The 23,425-nt window shown below is 70.5% G+C and carries 22 protein-coding genes and 1 riboswitch; of the genes, 11 read left to right on the forward strand and 11 right to left on the reverse strand.

The genetic code is table 11. The features are described from left to right. Positions 1-52: 52 nt before the first annotated feature. The 4 genes from groL to thrC form a co-directional block, all read right to left on the reverse strand. Positions 53-1,678 carry a chaperonin GroEL gene (groL, locus tag OG912_RS14365; RefSeq protein ID WP_326737779.1) on the reverse strand — a complete coding sequence of 542 codons (1,626 nt, stop codon included), beginning with the start codon at positions 1,676-1,678 and terminating at the stop codon, positions 53-55. 395 nt (positions 1,679-2,073) lie between these two features. Further along, entirely contained in the window at positions 2,074-2,280 is a 207-nt protein-coding gene (locus tag OG912_RS14370; protein WP_003967346.1) for a cold-shock protein, read from the reverse strand. 446 nt (positions 2,281-2,726) lie between these two features. Then, positions 2,727-3,005, reverse strand: a complete 279-nt coding sequence (locus OG912_RS14375) for a MoaD/ThiS family protein (RefSeq protein ID WP_136329746.1) — start codon at positions 3,003-3,005, stop codon at positions 2,727-2,729. A 41-nt stretch (positions 3,006-3,046) separates the two neighbouring features. Continuing rightward, the gene (thrC, locus tag OG912_RS14380; protein ID WP_327709672.1) at positions 3,047-4,342 is read right to left on the reverse strand and encodes a threonine synthase; all 1,296 of its coding nucleotides are present in this window, start codon (positions 4,340-4,342) and stop codon (positions 3,047-3,049) included. Between the two features lie 17 nt (positions 4,343-4,359). Next, a riboswitch (SAM riboswitch) is annotated at positions 4,360-4,486 on the reverse strand. A gap of 153 nt (positions 4,487-4,639) precedes the next feature. Here thrC and OG912_RS14385 point away from each other — a divergent pair. Then, the gene (locus tag OG912_RS14385; protein WP_327709673.1) at positions 4,640-5,587 is read left to right on the forward strand and encodes a glucosyl-3-phosphoglycerate synthase; all 948 of its coding nucleotides are present in this window, start codon (positions 4,640-4,642) and stop codon (positions 5,585-5,587) included. Between the two features lie 53 nt (positions 5,588-5,640). After that, positions 5,641-7,032: an alpha,alpha-trehalose-phosphate synthase (UDP-forming) gene (locus OG912_RS14390; RefSeq protein ID WP_327709674.1), complete on the forward strand. Its 1,392-nt coding sequence runs from the start codon at positions 5,641-5,643 to the stop codon at positions 7,030-7,032. Here the strand turns inward: OG912_RS14390 and otsB are convergent. After that, entirely contained in the window at positions 7,009-7,863 is an 855-nt protein-coding gene (gene otsB / locus OG912_RS14395; RefSeq protein ID WP_327709675.1) for a trehalose-phosphatase, read from the reverse strand. The two genes, OG912_RS14390 and otsB, sit on opposite strands and share 24 nt — an antisense overlap. Positions 7,864-8,104: 241 nt before the next feature. Here otsB and OG912_RS14400 point away from each other — a divergent pair, with 241 nt between their 5' ends. Next, positions 8,105-8,611: a sensor domain-containing protein gene (locus tag OG912_RS14400; protein ID WP_327709676.1), complete on the forward strand. Its 507-nt coding sequence runs from the start codon at positions 8,105-8,107 to the stop codon at positions 8,609-8,611. Here OG912_RS14400 and OG912_RS14405 read toward each other — a convergent pair. The 3 genes from OG912_RS14405 to OG912_RS14415 form a co-directional block, all read right to left on the reverse strand. Next, positions 8,599-9,144 (reverse strand): hypothetical protein, encoded by a 546-nt coding sequence (locus OG912_RS14405; protein WP_327709677.1) that lies wholly within the window; start codon positions 9,142-9,144, stop codon positions 8,599-8,601. The two genes, OG912_RS14400 and OG912_RS14405, sit on opposite strands and share 13 nt — an antisense overlap. A 203-nt stretch (positions 9,145-9,347) precedes the next feature. After that, a complete protein-coding gene (locus OG912_RS14410) occupies positions 9,348-9,617 on the reverse strand; it encodes a DUF3263 domain-containing protein (RefSeq protein ID WP_327709678.1) in 270 nt (89 codons plus the stop codon). Between the two features lie 70 nt (positions 9,618-9,687). Continuing rightward, a complete protein-coding gene (locus OG912_RS14415) occupies positions 9,688-10,950 on the reverse strand; it encodes an extracellular solute-binding protein (protein ID WP_443060976.1) in 1,263 nt (420 codons plus the stop codon). 288 nt (positions 10,951-11,238) lie between these two features. Here OG912_RS14415 and OG912_RS14420 point away from each other — a divergent pair, with 288 nt between their 5' ends. The 5 genes from OG912_RS14420 to OG912_RS14440 all read left to right on the forward strand — a co-directional run bounded on the left by OG912_RS14420 (position 11,239) and on the right by OG912_RS14440 (position 16,401). Next, positions 11,239-12,147: an SIS domain-containing protein gene (locus OG912_RS14420; RefSeq protein WP_327709679.1), complete on the forward strand. Its 909-nt coding sequence runs from the start codon at positions 11,239-11,241 to the stop codon at positions 12,145-12,147. Positions 12,148-12,303: 156 nt separating this feature from the next. Then, positions 12,304-13,236 (forward strand): ROK family protein, encoded by a 933-nt coding sequence (locus OG912_RS14425; protein WP_326737772.1) that lies wholly within the window; start codon positions 12,304-12,306, stop codon positions 13,234-13,236. Further along, positions 13,236-14,390 (forward strand): N-acetylglucosamine-6-phosphate deacetylase, encoded by a 1,155-nt coding sequence (nagA, locus tag OG912_RS14430; protein WP_326737771.1) that lies wholly within the window; start codon positions 13,236-13,238, stop codon positions 14,388-14,390. Before OG912_RS14425 ends, nagA begins: the two co-directional genes overlap by 1 nt. 161 nt (positions 14,391-14,551) lie before the next feature. Beyond that, entirely contained in the window at positions 14,552-15,493 is a 942-nt protein-coding gene (locus OG912_RS14435) for a 1-phosphofructokinase family hexose kinase (protein ID WP_327709682.1), read from the forward strand. 56 nt (positions 15,494-15,549) lie between these two features. Further along, on the forward strand, positions 15,550-16,401 hold the full coding sequence (locus tag OG912_RS14440) for a class II fructose-bisphosphate aldolase (RefSeq protein ID WP_327709683.1): 852 nt from the start codon (positions 15,550-15,552) through the stop codon (positions 16,399-16,401). 74 nt (positions 16,402-16,475) lie between these two features. Here the strand turns inward: OG912_RS14440 and OG912_RS14445 are convergent, their stop codons facing one another. Beyond that, complete coding sequence (locus OG912_RS14445; RefSeq protein ID WP_327709685.1) at positions 16,476-17,465, reverse strand: carbohydrate-binding protein; 990 nt, start codon at positions 17,463-17,465, stop codon at positions 16,476-16,478. Positions 17,466-17,629: 164 nt separating this feature from the next. Next, complete coding sequence (gene cdgB / locus OG912_RS14450) at positions 17,630-19,279, reverse strand: diguanylate cyclase CdgB (RefSeq protein WP_327709686.1); 1,650 nt, start codon at positions 19,277-19,279, stop codon at positions 17,630-17,632. 370 nt (positions 19,280-19,649) lie between these two features. On the opposite strand from cdgB, the gene OG912_RS14455 reads away from it, so the two are divergent. Next, positions 19,650-20,156, forward strand: a complete 507-nt coding sequence (locus OG912_RS14455; RefSeq protein WP_326737766.1) for a flavin reductase family protein — start codon at positions 19,650-19,652, stop codon at positions 20,154-20,156. Positions 20,157-20,255: 99 nt separating this feature from the next. Here the strand turns inward: OG912_RS14455 and arfB are convergent, their stop codons facing one another. Further along, complete coding sequence (gene arfB, locus OG912_RS14460) at positions 20,256-20,681, reverse strand: alternative ribosome rescue aminoacyl-tRNA hydrolase ArfB (RefSeq protein WP_326737765.1); 426 nt, start codon at positions 20,679-20,681, stop codon at positions 20,256-20,258. 201 nt (positions 20,682-20,882) lie between these two features. Between arfB and OG912_RS14465 the strand changes: the two genes are divergently transcribed. Next, on the forward strand, positions 20,883-21,458 hold the full coding sequence (locus tag OG912_RS14465; protein WP_207318258.1) for a TerD family protein: 576 nt from the start codon (positions 20,883-20,885) through the stop codon (positions 21,456-21,458). Between the two features lie 320 nt (positions 21,459-21,778). Beyond that, on the forward strand, positions 21,779-23,362 hold the full coding sequence (locus tag OG912_RS14470; RefSeq protein WP_327709687.1) for a M4 family metallopeptidase: 1,584 nt from the start codon (positions 21,779-21,781) through the stop codon (positions 23,360-23,362). The last annotated feature ends 63 nt before the right edge of the window (positions 23,363-23,425 follow it).

A 23,425-nucleotide genomic window follows, 5' to 3' on the forward strand; every position in this document is an offset into this window, starting at 1 on the left:
CCCGGGGGCCGGTGTCATGTACTGCTGTGCAGGAACTACCGATCCGTCAGGATCAGAAGTCCATGTCACCGCCCGGCATGCCGCCCGGAGCGCCGCCGGCAGCGGCCTTCTCCGGCTTGTCGGCGATGACGGCCTCGGTGGTGAGGAAGAGCGCGGCGATGGACGCGGCGTTCTGCAGGGCGGAGCGCGTGACCTTCGCCGGGTCGAGAATGCCCTCGGCGATCATGTCGACGTACTCGCCGGTCGCGGCGTTGAGGCCGTGACCGATCGGCAGGTTGCGCACCTTCTCGACGACGACGCCACCCTCGAGACCACCGTTGACGGCGATCTGCTTGAGCGGAGCCTCCAGCGCCAGCTTGACGGCGTTGGCGCCGGTCGCCTCGTCACCCGTGAGCTCGAGCTTCTCGAAGACGGCCGAGGCCTGGAGCAGAGCCACGCCACCACCGGCGACGATGCCCTCCTCGACGGCGGCCTTGGCGTTGCGCACCGCGTCCTCGATGCGGTGCTTGCGCTCCTTGAGCTCGACCTCGGTCGCGGCACCGGCCTTGATGACGGCCACGCCGCCGGCCAGCTTCGCGAGGCGCTCCTGGAGCTTCTCGCGGTCGTAGTCCGAGTCGGAGTTCTCGATCTCGGCGCGGATCTGGTTGACGCGACCCTGAACCTGGTCGCTGTCACCGGAGCCGTCGACGATCGTCGTCTCGTCCTTGGTGATGACGACCTTGCGGGCGCGGCCGAGCAGGTCGAGACCGGCGTTCTCCAGCTTGAGGCCGACCTCCTCGGAGATGACGGTGCCACCGGTGAGGATGGCGATGTCGCCGAGCATGGCCTTGCGGCGGTCACCGAAGCCCGGGGCCTTGACGGCGACGGACTTGAAGGTGCCACGGATCTTGTTGACGACCAGGGTCGACAGGGCCTCGCCCTCGACGTCCTCGGCGATGATCAGCAGCGGCTTGCCGGACTGCATGACCTTCTCCAGCAGCGGAAGGAGGTCCTTCACGTTGCTGATCTTCGAGTTCACGATCAGGATGTACGGGTCGTCCAGGGACGACTCCATGCGCTCCATGTCCGTGGCGAAGTACGCCGAGATGTAGCCCTTGTCGAAGCGCATACCCTCGGTGAGCTCCAGCTCCAGACCGAAGGTCTGGGACTCCTCGACGGTGATGACGCCTTCCTTGCCGACCTTGTCCATGGCCTCGGCGATGAGCTCGCCGATCTGGGTGTCAGCGGCGGAGATGGAGGCGGTCGAAGCGATCTGCTCCTTGGTCTCCACGTCCTTGGCCTGCTCCAGGAGGGCGGCGGAGACGGCCTCGACGGCCTTCTCGATGCCCCGCTTGAGAGCCATCGGGTTGGCGCCTGCGGCCACGTTGCGAAGGCCCTCGCGGACGAGCGCCTGAGCGAGAACGGTGGCGGTGGTCGTACCGTCGCCGGCGACGTCGTCCGTCTTCTTGGCGACCTCCTTGACCAGCTCCGCACCGATCTTCTCGTACGGGTCCTCCAGCTCGATCTCCTTGGCGATGGAAACACCATCGTTGGTGATCGTGGGGGCGCCCCACTTCTTCTCAAGGACGACGTTGCGGCCCTTGGGGCCGAGGGTGACCTTGACGGCGTCGGCGAGCTGGTTCATGCCGCGCTCAAGACCGCGCCGGGCCTCCTCGTCGAAGGCGATGATCTTGGCCATATGAAGTGGTCCTCCCGGACAGGGGTGGATTTCTCCGGACCGAGTGGCGCCCGCGACGGACGGCCTGCGTGCCTACCGGTTCCTTGCCCCGGAGGCCTGCGGGCCTCACCGGCCCGGTCCAAGTTTCTGTCACTCTCACCCAGAGAGTGCTAACCAATAATTAGCACTCGACCCCCGAGAGTGCAAGCGTCCCCCTCGGAGTGTGGACAGCCACAGGCGGCACGCCCCCCTCGGAGCGTGGACAGCCACAGGCGGCACGCCCCCCTCGGAGCGTGGACAGCCACAGAGGGCACGGCGGAAGCGGCCCGGGACGCGCGAAGGGCCCGTACCTGTGGGGTACGGGCCCTCCGTGCGTGAGTAGTGTCGTCGACCGACTGCGTCGAACCCGGCCGGGCTCAGCCGACGGCGAGCTTGACCATGTCCGCCTGCGGCCCCTTCTGGCCCTGCGAGATCTCGAATTCAACTCGCTGACCCTCTTCGAGGGTGCGGTACCCGTCCATCTGGATCGCGCTGTAGTGGACGAAAACATCCGCACCACCGTCGACCGCGATGAAGCCGTACCCCTTCTCCGCGTTGAACCACTTGACGGTGCCCTGAGCCATGCCTAACTCCCCTATTACTGGCCCTTGCACGGGACCACACTTCGCGGACCCGGGTCAGAACTCACCCTCCGACAGGAGAGGGTGTGTGCGCCGGAACGCGTCGACCGCGGCCGAATGTATCTGCCCAACTGCCCTCTGCAACAGGTCAATCGGACGAGAATTCTGGGCAGCACCGATCGCCTCAATATGGGGATTTCGTGAGAATCCAGGGCAAGTCCGGCCAGGCAAAGGCGACTTATGGCGCAAGGGGCTCACGTACTTTGGCTGCTTCTTGTCGTGGCCAGGCGCATTCTCATATGCGGGTGGCACGGGCAGCGGAGGGGACTTCCCTCACCCTATCGCGCTCAACCATGCAGAATTGCCCCCTCCGCTTCTGTCGCAGAGGGGGCAATTCCGGTGACACGGTGGAGTCGGGCCGGCCCCGACCGGGGGCTCGGCCCGCGGGCTCAGCAGCCGCCGGCGACCGCCGGGATGATCGAGACACCGGCGCCGTCCGGGGTGACCGCGTCCAGGCCGCCCTCGAAGCGCACGTCGTCGTCGTTGACGTACACGTTCACGAAGCGGCGCAGCTTGCCCTGGTCGTCCAGGACGCGGGCGGCGATGCCCGGGTGGTCCTTCTCCAGGGACTCGATGACCTGGGAGAGGGTCGCGCCCTCGGCCGGGACCTCGGCCTGGCCGCCCGTGTAGGTGCGGAGGATGGTGGGGATACGGACCTTGACGCTCATGGTGGGTGCCCTTCCTGGAGTCTCGGGTGGTCGGGAGCTGCTCAGCTGGTGGTGGCGAGTCCGGCGGCGCGGAAGGCTTCCAGGCTCGGCCGGATCGTGGCGCTCGCCTGCGAGGTGGCGGCCACCGCGTCCAGCGTCTTGAGGCCGTCACCGGTGTTCAGGACGACGGTGGTGAGCGACGGGTCCAGCAGGCCGGCCTCGATCAGCTTCTTCGTCACGCCGACCGTCACCCCGCCCGCGGTCTCGGCGAAGATGCCCTCGGTGCGGGCCAGCAGCTTGATCGCGTCGACGACCTGCTCGTCGTTGACGTCGTCGACGGCGCCACCGGTGCGGCGGGCGATGTCCAGGACGTACGGGCCGTCGGCCGGGTTGCCGATCGCCAGGGACTTGGCGATCGTGTTCGGCTTCTGCGGCCGCACCACGTCGTGACCGGCCTTGAAGGCGGAGGAGACCGGGGAGCAGCCCTCGGCCTGGGCGCCGAAGATCTTGTACGGCTTGTCCTCGACCAGGCCGAGCTTGATCAGCTCCTGGAGACCCTTGTCGATCTTCGTGAGCTGGGAGCCGGACGCGATCGGGATGACGATCTGGTCGGGCAGCCGCCAGCCGAGCTGCTCGCAGATCTCGTACGCGAGGGTCTTGGACCCTTCGCCGTAGTACGGGCGCAGGTTGACGTTGACGAAGCCCCAGCCCTCGCCGAGCGGGTCGCCGATGAGCTCGGAGCAGAAGCGGTTGACGTCGTCGTAGTTGCCCTCGATGCCGACCAGCTCACCGCCGTACACAGCGGCCATGACGACCTTGCCCTGCTCCAGGTCGTGCGGGATGAACACGCAGCTGCGCAGACCGGCACGGGCGGCGGCGGCACCGACGGCGCCGGCGAGGTTGCCGGTGGAGGAGCAGGACAGGGTGGTGAATCCGAAGGCGCGGGCGGCCTCGACGGCGATCGCGACGACGCGGTCCTTGAAGGAGTGCGTCGGGTTGCCGGAGTCGTCCTTGACGTACAGACCGCCGGTGACGCCCAGCTCGCGGGCGAGGTTGTCGGCCTTGACCAGCTTGGTGAAGCCGGGGTTGATGTTGGGCTTGTCCGCGACATCGGACGGGACCGGCAGCAGCGGCGCGTAGCGCCAGATGTTGTTGGGTCCGGCCTCGATGCGCTTCTTCAGCTCGTCCGGGGAGCCGCTCGGCAGGTCGTACGCCACTTCGAGCGGCCCGAAACAGGACGCGCAGGCGAAAATCGGACCGAGTGCGAATCGCTCTCCGCATTCGCGGCAGGAAAGCGCCGCGGCGGGACCGAGGTCCACGGAAGATTCGGTGTTTGCTGCAACAGTCTCAACAGCCATGATGGCGAGGCCCTTTCTCCTCATCTTCCTCGCGACGCATTTCGTCACGAGACGGAATTGGCACCTTCCCCACCTGACCTCGCGGTCGGCGGGAGGGTTGCCGGGACTTCAACGGGCCGTTCCCTCTGTCCCTCTGGATGAGCGCTGTGGCACTGGACCATGGATCCAGGCGTTTATCGGCGGACGGACCCCGGCATGCGACGGCCATCTGCGTTGTTCAAGACTGTAACCGAAGCACCGGACTGTTGAGATAGTCGTCCGTACCGCGAGATGGATCACATACAGGGAGTATCGACCGTGCTGGAAGAGGTCGAACGCTGGCTGACCAGGCGTTCCTGGTCAGCCGCCGACCGTCCGCTGGACCGTCTGCTGGACGCCAGGAACGGCGCGCACGGGCCGGGCGTGAGTGTGGTGCTGCCTGCGCTGAACGAGGCCGAGACGGTCGGGGACATCGTCACGACGATCCGGCGCGAGCTCATGGAGAAGGTCCGGCTGGTCGACGAGCTCGTGGTGATCGACTCCGGCTCGACGGACGCCACCACCGAGGTCGCCCGCCGGGCGGGCGCCCGGGTCGTCCACCGCGACGCGATCCTCCCCCGCGTCCCCGCCGCCCCCGGCAAGGGCGAGGTGCTCTGGCGGTCGCTCCTGGTGACCGGCGGCGACATCGTGTGCTTCATCGACGCGGACCTGAAGGACTTCTCGGCGGACTTCGTCTCCGGCATCGTCGGCCCGCTGCTGACCGACCCGGACGTGCAGTTCGTCAAGGCGATGTACGACCGCCCGCTCGGCAACACGGCAGGTCAGGGCGGTCGTGTGACCGAGCTGGTGGCCCGGCCGCTGCTCAATCTGCACTGGCCGCAGCTGGCCGGCTTCGTCCAGCCGCTGGGCGGCGAGTACGCCGTGCGCCGCTCGCTCCTGGAGCGGCTGCCCTTCCCGGTCGGTTACGGAGTGGAGCTGGGCCTGCTCGTCGACGCCCTGCACACCGTCGGCCTGGACGCGCTCGCCCAGGTGGACGTCGGGGTCAGGATCCACCGCCACCAGGACGGCCAGGCGCTCGGACGGATGGCGGCCGCCATCTACCGCACCGCCCAGCTGCGGCTCTCCAGGGGGCATCTGGTCCGCCCGTCGCTGACGCAGTTCGAGCGCGGCGAGCACGGTTTCGTCCCGCGCACGTATGCGGTGGACACGGAGGAGCGGCCGCCGATGCGGGAGATCGAGGAGTACCTTTCACGCCGCGCGGCGTGACACCGGCCGACTTCGCACGTTTGGACGCTTCACGATCGGGCTAGATTCCGCCCATGGTCTCCGAGCACGCCCTCCAGCCCGCTGCCCAGGTCCTCGTCGCGTCCAACCGCGGCCCGGTCTCGTACACGCTGCGCGAGGACGGCTCGCTCGACGCCAAACGCGGCGGTGGCGGGCTCGTCTCCGGCCTGAGCGCCGTGGACGACAAGACATGGGTCTGCGCCGCCCTCGGGGACGGTGACCGCGAGGCGGTGCGGCGCGGGGTCGGCGAACCGGGCGTCCGGATGCTCGACATCGACGCGGACGTGCACGCCGACGCGTACAACGGCATCGCCAACTCGGTGCTCTGGTTCGTCCACCACCTGCTCTACCAGACCCCCGTCGAGCCCGTCTTCGACGCGGAGTTCCGCCGGCAGTGGGCCTCCTTCGAGACGTACAACCGGGCCTTCGCCGCGGCGCTCGCCGAGGAGGCGGGCGAGGGCGCGGCGGTCCTCGTGCAGGACTACCACCTGGCCCTGGTGCCCGGCATGCTCCGCGAGCTCCGCCCCGACCTGCGGATCGGCCACTTCTCGCACACCCCGTGGGCGCCCGTCGACTACTTCCGGCTGCTGCCCGACGACATCGCCGAACAGCTCCTGCACGGCATCCTCGGCGCCGACCGGGCCGCCTTCCTGACCCGCCGCTGGGCGGACGCGTTCATCGGCTGCTGTACGGAGATCCTCGGCGGCACGGGCCACACCCGGATCGGGGTGCACGGCCTCGGCGCCGACGCGGACTTCCTGCGCCGCCGCTCCCACGAGGCGGACGTGGACGAGCGGATGGCGGCGCTGCGGGAGCAGGTGGGCCCCGGCCGGAAGACGATCGTGCGGGTGGACCGTACGGAACTCTCCAAGAACATCGTCCGCGGGATGCTCGCCTACCGCGCCCTGCTCGACGGGCGGCCCGAGTGGCGCGGTCGCGTCGTCCACATCGCGTTCGCCTACCCCTCGCGCCAGGACCTGGCGGTCTACCGGGAGTACACCGCCGAGGTGCAGCGCGTCGCCGACGGGATCAACTCTGCGTACGGCACGGCCGACTGGACCCCGGTCGTCCTCCACGTCAAGGACGACTTCGCCCGCTCGCTGGCGGCGTACCGGCTGGCGGACGTCGCACTCGTCAACCCGATCCGGGACGGGATGAACCTGGTCGCCAAGGAGGTCCCGGTCGTCTCCGACGACGGCTGCGCGCTGGTGCTGTCGCGGGAGGCGGGGGCGTACGAGGAGCTGGGCACCGACGCGATCACGGTGAACCCGTACGACGTGTCCGCCACCGCCGACGCACTGCACGAGGCGCTGACGATGGCGGACGACGAGCGGGCGGCCCGCACGAAGCGGCTGGCCGCGGCGGCCACCGCGCTGCCGCCGCAGCAGTGGTTCCTGGACCAGCTAGAGGCGCTGCGCCAGGGCTGACAGGAACGCCACGACGGCCCCGGGTCCGGGCAGCGACAGATCGGCGCGCTCGGCCAGTTCGGGCACTTCCGCGCCGCTGCACACCAGCAGGCCGGGGGTGCCGTCGGGGCCTTCGGTGCGGAGCTTCTCCACGGCGGCGTACGCGGCGAGGTCGCCCAGGTCGTCGCCCGCGTAGAGCACGGACTCGGCGCCGGTCTCGTGCACGTACTGGGTGAGTGCCACGCCCTTGTCCATGCCGGAGGGGCGCAACTCCAGGACCAGTCGGCCCGGTTCGACGATCAGGCCGTGCCGGGCGGCGAGCTCGCCCAGGGGGCCGCGCAGGGCCTCGAAGGCGGCCTGCGGGTCGGCGGCGCGGCGGGTGTGGACGGCGAGCGCCTGGCCCTTCTCCTCTATCCAGGTGCCGTGCCAGGAGTCGAACCTGTCGAGTACGCCGGGGAGTTCGGCCCGGACGGCGGCGACGCCGGGGTGCGGGGCGGGGGCGCGTACGGTGCCGGAGACGGCGTCCCAGCGTTCGGCGCCGTAGTGGCCGAGGACGACGAGATGGTCCAGTCCCGCGACCCCGGCGAAGCCGCCGTGGCGGACCGCGACCCCGGCCGGGCGGCCGGTGATCACGGCGATCGACGCGACCTTGGGGGCGAGTGCGGCCAGCGCCTCGACGGCGCCGGGGTGGGCACGGGCCTGTTCGGGGTCCGGGACGATGTCGGCGAGCGTTCCGTCGAAATCGAGCGCGATGACGGCGCGGTCGGGCCGGGCGAGGAGCGCGGCGAGGCCCTCCTGTCCGGCGGAGGTGGTCGGGGCCGGCAGGGGTGGGGTGTGCGGGTGGCTGCCCATGCCTTGAGCCTATAGGCGGTGGCCTGTGTGTGGAGGGGCTGCCGCGGGGGACTGACCGGCCGCCGGGGCTCCGCCCCGAACCCCGCTCCTCAATCGCCGGAGGGGCTTGACTTGTCCGCCTCCGAAATCGGCGGTGGGGATCGGGACTTGGAGCTTATGGTGTCCGCCTCCGAGGAAGGCCCACTCTGTGCTCGATACACCGATACACCGGCTTCTGCTACGGCGACAGACCTGGATGTACATGCTGTACACCCTCCTGCTGCCGCTCGCGCATAGTCTGATCCTGGTTCTGCAGTACGTCATGAAAGCCGCGCAGGACCACGGTCACCAGGAACTCGGACCCCTGCTCCTGCTGGCCGCGCTCGCCGTGGTCGCCGTGGCCGGTCCCGGCTTCGAGCGGATACGTGTCCGGTTCTGGCTGGGTGAGGAGATCGGCCGCCGTGACGGGGACAACCGCTTCTTCCGCCATGCCGCGTTCTTCGTACTCAACATGCTCGTGGGCGCGCTCGGGTTCCTCGCCGTGGCCGGCTGGCTGCTCGTCTCCGCGCGCAACCTCACGTATCCGGTGTGGGGTTGGCGCCCCTACCCGGACCCGGCCTGGGGCGGCCCACACCCGATCGGGGTGGTCGCCCTGCACTTCGCGGCAGGCGTGGTGACCTTCTTCGCCGGTCCGTGGGTCATCGTGCGGCTGGCGGGGCTGCAGGTCCGCCTGGTGCGGCGGTTCATCGGTTCGGGTCAGGCCGGCTGACCGGCCGCGCCGGTGTGGCGGACCACTGCGGCGGTGTAGCCGTGCGGAACGGCCACCATGTCCACGGCCCGGTCCACGATGATCCCCGGCCCCACGCACCCGCCGCGCATCACCGCGCGGCCCCCGGCCGTCCTGCGGGCCGTCCGCCGTGCTGCAGGCGCCGCGTCCGGGGCACCGTCCTCGGCGAGCAGGGACGCGCCTGCTCCCACCGTCGTTCCGGAAAGCGCGTAGACGACCAGATCGCCGCACCGGTCCCAGGAGAAGTGCACCGGCTCCGCCCCCTCCGCAGCCGCCACGCTGTCGTGCAGCCGTGCGCACAGCGGACAGGTCCCGTCCAGGACGGCGATCCGGCCGGGTGGACACCCGAGGCGGGCGGCGGCGAGCAGCCTCAGCCCACCACGGACCACGGCGAACCGGCGTCGCGCCGCGCCCGGTTCGAGCCCGTCGTACACCCCGTGCTCCGCCGCGGTGAGTGCGTCGGCGCCGGCGGCCTCGGCGGCCGGGCCCTGTTCGGACAGCAGCAGGGTCCACACCTGAGCCCCCTCGACCGGCCGACCGGGCCGCCCGGGAGGCGCGGTGAGGTCGAGCACGGTCCCGGGAAGGAGACGGCCGTACGGTTTCGCGGCTCCCCCGGCCCAGGGCGATGGCCTCATCGGGAGGGGCGACGGCCTGCTCGCCCGCATCCGTTCCGGCGTCCAGCGGTAGGGGGGTTCACCGGCGGGCCCGGTGCCGGATGTCACCGCCGCCCCCGCCGGGCCTCCCGGACGCGTCGCAGGCGGTTCACCGTCACCGGGTCCGCCTGCAGCGCCCGCCGGTCGTCCAGCAGGGCGTTCAGCAGTTGGTAGTAGCGGGTCGGGGAGATGCCGAGCTGTTCCCTGATCGCCCGCTCCTTCGCCCCGGGGCCCGCCCACGACTGCCGCTCGACCGCCAGGACCGCGCGGTCCCGGTCGGACAGCGGGGCGGCGTCGTCGGGGCCTTCGGGGCCGTTCGGGGGGAGGGCGGTCATATCAGCCAATATATTGCGCGGGCGGATCGGGCACAGGACCGGCAGACGGGCCCGGCCGCGGGCCCGGCCACTACTCCGCGCTCTCCGCGGCCGTCGACTCCTGCGCGATGCGTTCGAGCACGCTCTCCGGGTTCGCGCCCGGCTCGACGGCCTTGCCGATGTTCTCCTTGATCGACTCACTGGCTGCGGCCCAGGACGTCTTGCCGAAGGGGTAGAACTCCGCGTCCGGCAGCGTGGCCAGGAACTTGTGCAGCGGCTTGAACTTGGCGTCGTCCTCCATCGCGGCGGACGCGCTGTCGGTGACCGGCAGCATGTCGTACTTATCGGCGAACTCGATCACGTTCTTGTCGCTGAACATGAAGTCGAAGAACTTGCCCGCCTCGACCCGGTGGCCGCCCTCCTTGAACCCCATGATCCAGTCGGCGACGCCCATCGACCCGGTGGTGGGCCCGTCGGGCCCCGGCAGCTGCACCATGCCGACGTTCACGCCCTGCTTCTGAGCCTCTTCCATCAGGGTCGGGTGGCCGTTGAGCATGCCGACGTCGCCCTTGCTGAACGCCGCGAAGGCCTTGGCCCGGTCGAGCCTGCCGGGGGCGACGGGGCCGACGAGACCCTTGTCGACGAGGTTCGACTTCAGCCAGTCGAAGGTCTTGATGTTCTCGGCGGAGTCGATGTCGTACGAGCCGACGTCATCGGTGTAGCCGCCGCCACCGCTGAGCAGCCACATCAGGGTCTCGGCCTGGGACTCCTCCTGGCCCAGCGGCAGCGCGATCGGGTACGTCACCCCGCGCTGCTTGAGCACCGCCGCGTCGGCGGCTATGTCGTTCCAGGTGCGCGGGGCCTTGAGGCCCGCCTGGCGGAAGAGGTCCTTGTTGTAGAAGAGCAGCCGGGTGCTGGCCACGAACGGCAGCCCGTACTGGACGCGGCTGTACCGGCCGGCCTCGGCGAGCTTCGGCAGGAAGTTGGCCTGGGTGGGGATGCTGAGCATCTGGTCGGCGGAGTAGAGCTTGCCGGCCTTGGCGTAGTCCGCGTACGCGCCGATCTGGGCGATGTCGGGGGCGTCCCCGGCCTTGACCATCTCGGCGACCTTGCGGTCGACGTCCGTCCACGGATAGACGGTCACGTCGACCTTGATGCCGGGGTGGGACGCCTCGAAGCTCCGGGCGATCCCGTCCCAGTAGGTGTCGGACTTGTTGGCCTCGCCGGTGCCGTAGTCGGCCGCGACCAGTTTCAGCGTGACATCGTCCGAGCCGGTCCCGCCGCAGCCGGCGAGCGTGGCCGTCATCCCCAGTGCGGCGACAGCCGCCGTCAGTCCCAAGTAACGCCGCTGCACAGCCCAGTCCGTCCTCGTAGATTGCGCCACCCGCGGATCCCACGTCGGCATGGGGCCCTTCGGATGAGCTGCGATTCTGCACCACCCCGGACATGAGGTCTAGACCATCGGGGTACCACTTCCGCAGCACAGCAGCATTGCACGGCACGCGGAGGGGCTGCTAAGGAGGTCTCGGCCGGGTACATCCGGCCCGTCCTTATTGGTCCAGACCGCCATGTTCACGGCGTCCGCCCTGTCGGACACCCTCCCCCGCATACGGTGTCACCCAGCCGCAAGGAGCCGTCCCGCATGTCCCGTACCGCATCAGAAATCGCCACCCAGCCCAGCTGCTGGCGTCGTGCCGCAGAGGCGGGCGCGGCCTTCGACGGGCTGCCGCGTCCGGGCGAGCGGGTCGCCGTGACCGGGTGCGGCACCTCCTGGTTCATGGCCATCGCCTACGCAGCGCTGCGGGAGGCGGCCGGGCAGGGCGAGACGGACGCCTACGCCTCCTCGGAGTTCCCGGCCGGGCGGGCGTACGACCGGGTCGTGGCGATCACCCGCTCGGGCACGACGAGCGAGGTGCTGGCGCTGCTGGGCGAGCTGCGCGGCAAGGTCGCCACGGTCGCGCTGACCGCCGACCCGAAGACGCCGGTCATGGAGGCCGCCGACACGGTGGCCGTACTGGACTGGGCGGACGAGGAGTCGGTCGTCCAGACCCGGTTCGCCACCACCGCGCTCGCCTTCCTGCGGGCCGGGCTGGAGGCGGCGGGCCCGCTCCCGGCCGGCGTGAAGACGGTCGCCGAGGCCGCCGTCGACGCGGAGCTGGCGGTGACCGAGCCGCTGGACGAGACGGTGGTCGCGGCCGAGCAGTGGACGTTCCTGGGGCGCGGCTGGACCTACGGGCTCGCCCAGGAGGCCGGGCTGAAGATGCGCGAGGCGGCGGGCGCCTGGACCGAGTCGTACCCCGCGATGGAGTACCGGCACGGCCCGATCGCGATCACCGGCCCGAACCGGGTGGCATGGGTCTTCGGCGCGCTGCCCGAAGGGCTCGCAGGCGAGGTCGCGGCGGTCGGCGGGACGCTGGTCGCCCACCGGTCGGCGGACCCGATGGCCGACCTGATCCGGGCGCAGCGGCTCGCCGTGGTCCTGGCGGAGTCGAAGGGTTACGACCCGGACCACCCGCGCAACCTGTCGCGCAGCGTGATCCTGCCCGCGTAGTCGGCGTGGTCGGTGTCGGGCGCGACGGGTCGGCTGGGCGTCGCGCCCCATGTCGGCGGGTTGCCGCCGGGTTGTGACCCCGATTTTGTATGGATGCGCAACAAACAGCGATAGTGGACTAGACCTTTTGGGGTTCGTCGGGCGAAACTGTTTCCCGTGAAACACGTCATCGCCCTCGATGTGGGCGGCACCGGAATGAAGGCCGCACTGGTCGGGGCAGATGGCGCCCTGCTCCACGAGGCTCGGCGCGCGACCGGCAGAGAGCGCGGCGCCGACGCCGTCGTGGAGTCGGTCCTCGCCTTCGCGGCGGATCTGCGCGCGTACGGCGAGGAACACCTCGGCGAGAGCGCCCTCGCGGCCGGCGTCGCTGTGCCCGGCATCGTCGACGCCGAGAAGGGGATCGCCGTCTACGCGGCGAACCTGGGCTGGCGCGACGTACCGATGCGCCAACTGCTCGGCGAACGGCTCGGTGGCGTACCCGTGGCCCTCGGCCACGACGTCAGGACCGGCGGCCTCGCCGAGGGCCGGATCGGTGCGGGCAAGGGCGCCGACCGCTTCTTCTTCGTGCCGCTGGGCACCGGGATCGCCGGCGCCATCGGCATCGCCGGCACCATCGAGGCGGGCGCCCACGGCTACGCGGGCGAGATCGGCCACATCGTGGTCCGGCCGGACGGCCCGGACTGCCCCTGCGGCCAGCGCGGCTGCCTGGAGACGCTGGCCTCGGCGGCCGCCGTCAGCCGGGCCTGGGCCGCCGCATCCGGCGACCCGGAGGCGGACGCCGCCGACTGCGCCAAGGCCGTCGAATCGGGCGACCCGAAGGCCGTCGCGGTATGGCTCGACGCCGTCGACGCGCTCTCCGCAGGACTGGTCACCGCCCTCACCCTGCTGGACCCCCGCACGATCATCATCGGTGGCGGTCTCGCCGAGGCCGGGGAAACCTTGTTCACACCACTCCGTGCGGCCGTCGAGGAACGCGTCACGTTCCAGAAGCTGCCCCACATCGTCCCGGCGGCCCTCGGGGACACCGCCGGATGCCTGGGCGCAGGGCTGCTCGCCTGGGATCTTCTCTCCACGGAGGTATCCGCCTGATGGCCGGACGCGCAGAAAGCACCGTTCTCGCAGGTGCCCGGGTGGTACTCCCCACCGGCACGGTCGAGAACGGCCGGGTGATCGTCGAGGGCACCCGCATCGCCGGCAGTTCGGCGGAGGGCGCCCGGACCGTCGACCTGTCCGGCCACTGGATCGTTCCCGGCTTCGTGGACATGCACAACCACGGCGGCGGCGGCGCTTCCTTCACCTCCGGCACCGTGGACGAGGTCCTCACCGGCGTCCGCACCCACCGCGAGCACGGCACCACCACCCTGGTCGCCTCCACCGTCACCGGCGAGATGGACTTCCTCGCCGAACGGGCCGGCATCCTCTCCGAGCTCGTCGAGCAGGGCGACCTGGCCGGCATCCACTTCGAGGGCCCCTTCATCTCCCCGTGCCGCAAGGGCGCCCACAGCGAGGGCCTGCTGCGCCACCCGGACCCGGCCGAGGTCCGCAAGCTGATGGACGCGGCACGCGGCACCGCGAAGATGTTCACGCTCGCCACCGAGCTGCCCGGCGGCATCGACTCCGTACGGCTGCTCGCCGAGCACGGCGTCATCGCCGCGATCGGCCACACCGACGCCACGTACGAGCAGACCGTCGAGGCGATCGACGCCGGCGCCACCGTCGCCACGCACCTCTACAACGCGATGCCGGGCATCGGCCACCGCGCACCCGGCCCCATCGCCGCCCTCCTGGAGGACGAGCGGATCACCGTCGAGCTCATCAACGACGGCACACATCTGCACCCGGCCGCCCTGGAGCTCGCCTACCACCACGCGGGCGCCCACCGCGTCGCGCTCATCACCGACGCGATGGACGCGGCCGGCTTCGGCGACGGCCAGTACCAGCTCGGCCCGCTCGCCGTCGAGGTCAAGGACGGCGTCGCCCGGCTCGTCGAGGGCGGCTCCATCGCGGGCTCCACCCTCACCCTGGACACCGCTTTCCACCGGGCCGTCACCATCGACCGGATCCCGGTCGGCGACGTGGTGCAGTCCATCTCCGCCAACCCGGCCCGGCTCCTCGGGGTGTACGACCGGGTCGGCTCGCTGGAGCCCGGAAAGGACGCCGACCTCGTCGTCCTGGACGAGGACTTCCGCCTCAAGGGCGTCATGCGCCAGGGCGAGTGGATCGTCTCGCCGCAGGCCGGCTGACCGCCGCGGGCACCGGCCCGCATACGTAACGAAGAGACAGCGGTTGGTCCGGGCATCTGGGCCGACCGCCCTTCTCTTTGACATGATCGCGTAGGAATCAGACAGGGAAAGCGCGTTCCGGCAGGGATCCGCGCTCCACACGGATCGAGGGGGCGGCCGAAGTGATCCTCACGGTCACGCTGAACACGGCACTCGACCTGACGTACGGCGTACCGGCACTCGTACCGCACTCCAGCCACCGCGTCACCGACCTCTCCGAGCGCCCCGGTGGCAAGGGACTCAACGTCGCCCGCGTGCTCGCCGCACTCGGCCACGAGAGCGTCGTCACCGGCTTCGCCGGAGGCACCACCGGAGCCGTGCTGCGCGAGCTGCTCGCCGCCCTTCCCACCGGCCCCGGCACCGTCACCGACGCACTGGTGCCCGTGGCCGGCAACACCCGCCGCACCCTGGCCGTCGCCGACCGCGCCACCGGGGACACCACCCAGTTCAACGAACCCGGACCGCACGTCACCGCCGACGAGTGGACCGCCTTCCTCGACTCGTACGGTGAACTGCTCGCCGCGGCCGACGCCGTCGCCCTGTGCGGCAGCCTGCCGCCCGGCATCCACGTCGGCGCCTACGCCGAACTGGTCCGCCTCGCCCGCACCGCCGGCGTCCCCGTCCTCCTGGACACCAGCGGCGAACCGCTGCGCCGCGGCATCGCCGCCCGCCCCGACCTGATCAAGCCGAACGCCGACGAGCTCGCCCAGCTCACCGGCGACCGCGAACCCCTGCGCGGCTCCCGCGACGCGCGCCGCCGGGGCGCGCACGGCGTGATCGCCTCGCTGGGACCCGACGGCATGCTGGCGGTCACCCCCGACGGCAACTGGCAGGCATCCCCGCCCGAGCCCGTGAAGGGCAATCCGACCGGGGCCGGCGACTCCGCGGTGGCCGGACTGCTGTCCGGACTCGTGGAGGGCCTGGACTGGCCGGACCGGCTGCGCCGGGCGGTGGCACTGTCGACGGCGACCGTGCTCTCCCCCACGGCCGGTGACTTCGACCGCGCGGCGTACGAGGAGCTGCTGCCGCGCGTCGGTATCGAGGAACACGCACCTGCGGCCTGAGCGCCGCGTCCCCACCGGGCCCCCGCGACGGGCCCGGGGAAACAACAGAGGTCAGCATGCCGCTCGTCAGCACCGGTGAACTCGTCTCCGCCGCCCAGGCACAGGGACGCGGAATCGCCGCCTTCAACGTCATCACCCTGGAGCACGCCGAGGCGATCGCCGCCGGTGCCGAGCGCGCCGGCGCCCCCGCCATCCTCCAGATCTCCGAGAACGCCGTGAAGTTCCACGGCGGCCGGCTCGCCCCCATCGCCGCCGCCGCAGCGGCCGTCGCCCGCACCTGCGGCGTACCGCTCGCCCTCCACCTCGACCACGTCGAGTCCGTGGAGCTGCTGCACCAGGCACACGAGACGGGCTTCGGCTCGGTGATGTTCGACGCCTCCAAGCTGAGCTACGAGGAGAACGTACGGGCCACCGCCGAAGCGGTCTCCTGGGGCCACGAGCGCGGCATCTGGATCGAGGCCGAACTCGGCAAGGTCGGCGGCAAGGAGGGCGAGGCACCGCTCGACGCCCACGCCCCCGGGGTGCGCACCGACCCGGCCGAGGCAGCCGCGTACGTCGCCGCCACCGGCGTCGACGCCCTGGCCGTCGCCGTCGGCTCCTCGCACGCCATGACCGAGCGCACCGCCGCCCTGGACCACGAGCTGATCGGCCGGCTGCGCGACGCCGTCCCCGTCCCGCTGGTGCTGCACGGCTCCAGCGGCGTCCCGGACGAGGAGATCCGCCAGGCCGTCGCCGCCTCCGGCATGGTCAAGATCAACGTGGGTACGGCGCTGAACACCGCGTTCACCGGAGCCGTACGCGCCCACCTCGCCGAGAACACCACGGGCGTCGACCCCCGCAAGTACATCGCCCCGGGCCGCGAGGCGATGACCGCGACGGTGGCCGGCTTCCTGGCCCTGATGGGCTGATCCCACTTCACGGGAAAACGGACCGGCCCCCTCGCACAGGGCGAGGGGGCCGGAACGCGTTCGGGCGGGACGGATCAGCGCGTCTGGTGACCGGCCTTCAGCGACAGCTGGTCCAGGTTGGCATCGCACTGGTCGCCCTCGTTGCAGGAGATCATCAGGGTGTTCGGGCCCTTGGTGAGGTTGACGTAGGCGTACGTCGTCGTCCACCCCTTCTCCAGATCGCCCTCGGGGGCGTGGGCGAAGTTCGTCATGTTGATGGAACGCGGGGCCTCGGCGTTCACCGTCAGGGACGTCTTGGCGTCCTTGCCCGGCACGCCGTACGTCACGAACAGCGTGTACTCGCCGGCCTCCGGCACCTCGACGGACCAGGTCGCGGAGCGGCCGACCGCGTTGAGGTTGATGTACTGCCCGTTGCTGCTCTTGGCACCCTTGACGGTGTTGTCGAGCCCCGCGTCGCCGCCGAGCTTCAGCGACGCCGCGTCCTGCTTCGGGAGCTCGACGGGCGGCTCGGAACTCTTGGACTGATCCGGAGTCGGCGACTGCTCGACCTCACCGGCCGGGCCGGAGGAGGTCGAGGCCTCGTCCTTCTTCTGGTCCTTGTCGTCGTCGTCCGTCATCAGCGCGACGCCGATACCGATGAGCACGACCGCGACCACCGCGAGCGCACCGATCAGCAGGCCCTTGGTGTTCGGACCGCCCCTGCCGGGGCCGCCGCCACTGCCGCGGCCGCCCTGGTGCGGCACCTGCGCGGTGGCGGCACCACCGGGGTACGTCTCCGGGGCCGCGTACTGCGCGTTCGGCTGGCCGTACTGCCCGTTCGGCTGGCCGTAGGGCGCCTGGGGCTGCCCGTACGCCTGCTGCGGCGGCACCTGCCCGTACTGGCGCTCGCCGACGGTCCGCACCTGGTTGTACGAGGTCCGGGGCACGCCCGGCTGCGCGGCGGGACCCGGGTAGCCGTAGCCGCCCTGTCCCGGCGGCTGCGCGCCGGCTGCCTGCCCGTCCTCGTAGAGGTAGCCGAACGGATCGTCGTCCTCGGGTGTGCTCGCGCCGTTGTTCCCGGCCATCCCTGGGTCACTCCTCACCATGTCGCCAGCCGTCGCCGAATATCGCCAGCCGTCGCCGACCGGCCGAGCCTACCCCGAACGGACCACACCAAGAATTGCCGGAGGTGCGGCGGGAACCGGGGTGGGGTACGCGACGCACCCGCGGAACCACGGGCCCGCGAACGTCATCCGGCTCGGCGGTGAACCTTCGAACGCGACCGCTTCTCGACGTACATCCGCTGGTCGGCGGAGCGCAGCACCTCTTCGGCCGTCATGCCGCACGCCGCCCAGCCGATACCGAAACTCGCCCCGACCCGCACCGCCCGGCCGTCGACCCGAATGGGCGGAATGATGGCGTTACGCAGGCGTACGGCCAGGTCCGCGGCGTCTGCGGCCCCCAGCCCGTCCGCGAGAACGACGAATTCGTCACCCCCGAGCCGGGCGACGGTGTCCCCGTCGCGGACACACGTGGTGAGCCGGCGGGCGACCTCGATGAGAACCGCGTCACCCGTGTGATGGCCGAAGCGGTCGTTGATCGACTTGAAGCCGTCCAGGTCGCAGAAGAGGACCGCGAGCCCCTTCGCCCCGTCGTCCTTCGCCGTGTCCGGTGCGACGGAATGCACATGGTGGTCGTACGGGCCGACCCCACGGCCGGTGTCGAACCCGTCGGCCGGGAAGCCGGACGCCCGCGCCTCGTCGACGTCGCCGTACGCCGCGTCCAGTGCCTCCACATCGGTGGTCACCACCGCGTGCGGACGCTCGCACAGCCGGGCGCTGAGCCGGGCCCGCAGCTCCGCACTGTTGGGCAGCCCGGTCAGGGCGTCGTGCGAGGCGCGGTGCGCGAGGTTCAGCTCATGGCGCTTGCGCTCCTCTATGTCCTCGACGTGTGTGAGGAGGAAGCGCGGCCCGTCCGCGGTGTCCGCGACGACGGAGTTGCGCAGCGAGACCCAGAGATAGGTGCCGTCCCGGCGGCCCAGCCGCAGTTCGGCGCGACCGCCCTCGGCGGAGGTACGGAGCAGGGTGCCGATGTCCTCGGGGTGGACCAGATCGGCGAAGGAGTAGCGGCGCAGCACCGATGCGGGACGGCCCAGGAGCCGGCACAGGGCGTCGTTGGTGCGCAGCAGCCTGCCGTGCTGGTCGCCGCCCATCTCCGCGATGGCCATGCCGCTGGGGGCGTACTCGAAGGCCTGGCGGAAGGATTCCTCGCTGGCCCGCAGCGCCTGCTGCTCACGTTCCAGGCGGACCAGGGCGCGCTGCATGTTTGCCCGGAGCCTGGCGTTACTGATCGCGATGGCCGACTGGGAGGCGTACATCTGGAGTGCCTCGCGGCCCCAGGCGCCGGGCCGGCGGCCGTTGCGGGGGCGGTCGACGGATATGACGCCGAGGAGGTCCAGACCACCGCCGGAGGCGTACATCGGGGCGTAGAGCCGGTCCTGCGGGTGCCACTCGTCCTCGAAGCGGGGCTCGGGGCCCTCGGTGTGCCACTGGGGGACGTCGTCGTCGAGGAGGACCCAGCCGTCGGTATGGGGTATGAAGCGGAGCTCGTCCCATGTCTCGCCCATGGCCAGCCGGCGCTCCCAGGAGATGCGGGAGCCGACGCGGCCGGTGATCAGGGCCTCGGCGGCGTTGTTGCCCGCGAAGGCGGCGACGACGAGATCACCGTCGGGGCGGACGAGGTTGACGCAGGCCAGCTCGTAGCCGAGACCGGCGACGATTCCGTCGGCGACGGTCTGCAGCGTGTCGGCCAGGCTCCGCGCCGTGTTGAGATCGGCCACGGCCTGGTGCAGCTGCCGCATCGTCGCAAGACGGACGTACGGCTCCGACTCGGCCTCCATCGCTCGCTCTCCCCGAGACCTCGACAGCACTCCAGATTTCATATCGACGCACTAGACGTACTTACTGCAGTGTCACGGCCACTGAATCACAGTGAGCTGTGCACCCGGTACACAGGGTCAACAAATATTGCTCTCTGTGACTCAAGTCACAACAGATGGTGAAGGGTCCCAAGTGTCGCCGATCAGTGGTCCGTCCTCTTGCTGTAAGCAAAACGCGCATCCCTCCACCGCGGCCCCGGGCGGCAGGTCCTAGGACCTGGCTGGTCCCCTGGCCCGATGCGGGGGCCCACCGTACGCGGCTAGCGTTCCCGGTGTGTTGCAGACGAAGCCTCCCGCCCCGCGTACCGAAGCCGTCCCCCATGCTGAGGGGGTGAGCAACGACGAGTTCCGCGGCGCCCTCGCCCGGCTGGCAGCCGGAGTGGTCCTGATCACCGCCCAGGAGCCCCCGCTCGACGAGCACGGGCGCGGCGAGGACGTGGGAATGACCGCGACCGCCTTCATGTCGGTGTCGCTCGACCCGCCCCTGGTCATGGTGAGCCTGCGCAACGACTCCCGGATGGACGACCTGCTGGCGGAACAGCCGCTGTGGGCCGTCTCCGTACTGGCGGAGAGCCAGCGGCACATCGCGGGACGGTTCGCCATGAAGGGCCGGATCAGCGACCGGCTGCTCTTCGAGGACATCCCCTATGTACGGGGAGAGGTCACGAGCGCACCTCTGGTCGGGGGCGCACTCGCGACTCTGGAGTGCCGCACCGAGCAGCGGATCACGGCAGGTGACCACACGCTGGTGATCGGCCGGGTGCTCGGGGCGCAGCTGCCGAGCGGGGACGGCAGCCCGCTGACGTACTTCCGCGGGCGCTACCGGCAGCTGGGCTGACGCCCCTCCGGGAGTCGGCGGGGGCGGCTGGGCTGCCGGGTTGCCGGCGGCCGGGTTGCCGGATTGCCGGGTTGCCGGGTTGCCGGGTTGCAGCCGTGCCTACCAGTCGCGGCCGGAGCGGCCCCGCTTGGTGTCGCCGCGCTGCTTCTTCTCGCGCAGCCGGCGTTCGTTGATCCCGCGCGGGATCTTGCGCTTCACGCGCGGCTTGGGCGGCGGCGCCGTGGCCTCGGCCAGCAGGGCCGTGAGCCGCACGGCGGCGGTCTCGCGGTTGCGCCACTGCGAGCGGTGCTCCGAGGAGCGGACCGACACGACGCCGTTGACCAGCCTGCTCGCCAGCCGTTCCAGCGCGCGCTCCTTCCAGACCTCGGGCAGCGACTCGGTCGCCGCGAGGTCGAAGCGCAGCTCCACCTGGGAGTCGCTGGTGTTGACGTGCTGCCCGCCTGGCCCGGAGGACCGCGAGAAACGCCACATGAGCTCGGCCTCCGGCAGGGAGACCGCACCGCGGATGACATAGGGCCCGGACATGACACCCATGTTCCCTGCCCCACGGGGGGTTCGTCACCTCTTTTTGACGGACGCCGTCCGCCGTCTGCCGCACCCCGTCATCAGTTCGGTAAAGAAAGTAAAGGCGGAAGGAACCTCACGGTCCCCTGCCTGCGTTATGAACTGTGACGGTAGCTTCGTGATGGCACGAAGCCCGCACATGACAGATGAAAGGGACTTCCCATGGCAGTAAGCCTGTCCAAGGGCGGCAACGTCTCCCTCACCAAGGAGGCCCCCGGCCTCACCGCCGTCACGGTCGGCCTCGGCTGGGACGTCCGTACCACCACCGGCACCGACTTCGACCTCGACGCCTCGGCGATCGCGGTCAACACCGCGGGGAAGGTCTTCTCCGACGGGCACTTCGTCTTCTTCAACAACAAGGCGACGCCGGACCAGACCATCGTGCACACCGGTGACAACGTCACGGGCGAGGGCGAGGGCGACGACGAGCAGATCAACGTCAACCTGGCGGGCCTGCCGGCCGACATCGACAAGATCGTCTTCCCGGTCTCGATCTACGACGCCGAGACCCGCAGCCAGAACTTCGGCCAGGTGCGGAACGCCTACATCCGCATCCTCAACCAGGCCGGCGGCGCCGAGATCGCGCGCTACGACCTGAGCGAGGACGCCGCCACCGAGACCGCCATGGTCTTCGGCGAGCTGTACCGCAACGGCGCCGAGTGGAAGTTCCGCGCCGTGGGCCAGGGCTACGCCTCGGGCCTGCGCGGCATCGCGCAGGACTTCGGCGTCACCCTCTGACGCTCCGTACATCCGCTTCACCGAAGCCCCCGGCCGAACGTCCTGCGGCCGGGGGCTTCGGCGTGCGACGGGGCAGGGACTTCGAGTGCGGCAGGGGGCTTCGGCGTGCGCGCATACCACTGATCGCGCCCAACAGGGCTAACGCCACGCAGTGTTGTCCAATCGAAGGAAGTCCGCCGGATAGCGGACACAGTCGCATCCCAGTCGGACAAGAACTGGTCAAAGAATTGTGAGGTAATTGTTGGTACACCGTCAAAGGCGGTCATTCGGTGGCACGCTCTCCGCTCGTAACCCCCCACGGAACGAGCAACGGAGAGCACATGACCCCCCACATGAACACCCGTCGCGCCGCAGCCCTGGCCGCCGTGGCCGCGATGGTCGTCGTCGGAGTGCAGACGGGTGCGGCGAACGCCAACCCGAACACCCCCGGTGACGGTCCCTCCGCTTCTCCCCGCACCACCTCGCCCGCCTTCAGCAGCGCCTCCGCGCGAACGTCCGCCATCAAGTCGGCCCAGACCGAAGCCTCTTCGGCCGCCTCCTCGCTGGGGCTCGGCAGCCAGGAGAAACTGATCGTCCGTGATGTGATCAAGGACGCCAACGGCACGGTCCACACCCGCTACGAGCGCACCTACGCCGGGCTGCCCGTCCTCGGCGGTGACCTCGTCACCCACACCGCCAGCAACGGCAAGCTCAAGAGCGTCACCAAGGCGACCAAGTCGAAGATATCCGTGCCGTCCACGACGGCGAAGATCAAGACCGCGGCGAGCGCCCGCAAGGTGATCTGGGCGGGCGGCTCCAAGCCCGTCCTCGCCCTTGAGTCCGTGAAGACCGGCGTGCAGAAGGACGGCACCCCGAGCCGCAAGCGCATCATCACCGACGCCACCACCGGCAAGGTCCTGCACAGCTACGAGGAGATCGAGACCGCCGGCGTCGGCAACAGCCAGTACAGCGGCAAGGTCGACCTGACCACCACCGCGTCCGGCTCCGGCTTCGAACTGACCGACGGCGACCGCGGCGGCCACAAGACGTACGACCTGAACCAGGGCGAGAGCGGCACCGGCGACCTGGTCACCGACGACGACGACACGTGGGGCGACGGCACCGGCAACGACCGCCAGACCGCCGCGGTCGACGCCCACTACGGCGCCGCGCAGACCTGGGACTTCTACAAGTCGGCGCTCGGCCGCGACGGCATCGCCGGTGACGGCAAGGCCGCCTACTCCCGGGTCCACTACGGCGACGCGTACGTCAACGCGTTCTGGGACGACAGCTGCTTCTGCATGACGTACGGCGACGGCGCCGACAACAAGAGCGCCCTCACCGGCCTCGACGTCGCCGGCCACGAGATGAGCCACGGCCTGACCGCCTCCACCGCCAACCTCGACTACGTCGGCGAGTCCGGCGGTCTCAACGAGGCCACCAGCGACATCTTCGGCACCTCGGTGGAGTTCTTCGCCGACAACGCCACGGACGTCGGCGACTACCTCATCGGCGAGAAGATCGACATCAACGGCGACGGCACCCCGCTGCGCTACATGGACGAGCCCAGCAAGGACGGCGGCTCGGCCGACTACTGGGACAGCAGCGTCGGTGACCTGGACGTGCACTACTCGTCCGGTGTCGCCAACCACTTCTTCTACCTGCTGTCCGAGGGCAGCGGCGCGAAGACCATCAACGGCGTCGACTACGACTCCCCGACCTCCGACGGCTCCACCGTCACCGGCATCGGCCGGGACAAGGCCGTCCAGATCTGGTACAAGGCCCTCTCCGAGTACATGACGTCCACCACCGACTACGCGGCCGCCCGCGAGGCGACCGAGAAGGCGGCGACCGACCTGTACGGGGCGGACAGCGCCGAGCTCGCCTCGGTCAGCGCCGCCTGGGCCGGCGTCAACGTGAGCTAGTTCCCGCCGCGTTGCTCCGGGAGCCGGTCAGCCGTCCGCGGCGGGCCGGCTCCTGTGCCCCGG

Origin of the sequence: Streptomyces sp. NBC_00464, assembly GCF_036013915.1 — a bacterium.
In the GTDB taxonomy this organism is placed as follows: Bacteria; Actinomycetota; Actinomycetes; order Streptomycetales; family Streptomycetaceae; genus Streptomyces.

Coding starts and splice junctions, on each gene's coding strand:
- groL (WP_326737779.1), bottom strand. CDS start 1,678: ATGGCCAAGATCATCGCCTTCGACGAGGAGGCCCGGCGCGGTCTTGAG.
- OG912_RS14370 (WP_003967346.1), bottom strand. CDS start 2,280: ATGGCTCAGGGCACCGTCAAGTGGTTCAACGCGGAGAAGGGGTACGGC.
- OG912_RS14375 (WP_136329746.1), bottom strand. CDS start 3,005: ATGAGCGTCAAGGTCCGTATCCCCACCATCCTCCGCACCTACACGGGC.
- thrC (WP_327709672.1), bottom strand. CDS start 4,342: ATGGCTGTTGAGACTGTTGCAGCAAACACCGAATCTTCCGTGGACCTC.
- OG912_RS14390 (WP_327709674.1), top strand. CDS start 5,641: ATGGTCTCCGAGCACGCCCTCCAGCCCGCTGCCCAGGTCCTCGTCGCG.
- otsB (WP_327709675.1), bottom strand. CDS start 7,863: ATGGGCAGCCACCCGCACACCCCACCCCTGCCGGCCCCGACCACCTCC.
- OG912_RS14400 (WP_327709676.1), top strand. CDS start 8,105: ATGCTGTACACCCTCCTGCTGCCGCTCGCGCATAGTCTGATCCTGGTT.
- OG912_RS14410 (WP_327709678.1), bottom strand. CDS start 9,617: ATGACCGCCCTCCCCCCGAACGGCCCCGAAGGCCCCGACGACGCCGCC.
- OG912_RS14420 (WP_327709679.1), top strand. CDS start 11,239: ATGTCCCGTACCGCATCAGAAATCGCCACCCAGCCCAGCTGCTGGCGT.
- nagA (WP_326737771.1), top strand. CDS start 13,236: ATGGCCGGACGCGCAGAAAGCACCGTTCTCGCAGGTGCCCGGGTGGTA.
- OG912_RS14440 (WP_327709683.1), top strand. CDS start 15,550: ATGCCGCTCGTCAGCACCGGTGAACTCGTCTCCGCCGCCCAGGCACAG.
- OG912_RS14445 (WP_327709685.1), bottom strand. CDS start 17,465: ATGGCCGGGAACAACGGCGCGAGCACACCCGAGGACGACGATCCGTTC.
- cdgB (WP_327709686.1), bottom strand. CDS start 19,279: ATGGAGGCCGAGTCGGAGCCGTACGTCCGTCTTGCGACGATGCGGCAG.
- arfB (WP_326737765.1), bottom strand. CDS start 20,681: ATGTCCGGGCCCTATGTCATCCGCGGTGCGGTCTCCCTGCCGGAGGCC.
- OG912_RS14465 (WP_207318258.1), top strand. CDS start 20,883: ATGGCAGTAAGCCTGTCCAAGGGCGGCAACGTCTCCCTCACCAAGGAG.
- OG912_RS14470 (WP_327709687.1), top strand. CDS start 21,779: ATGACCCCCCACATGAACACCCGTCGCGCCGCAGCCCTGGCCGCCGTG.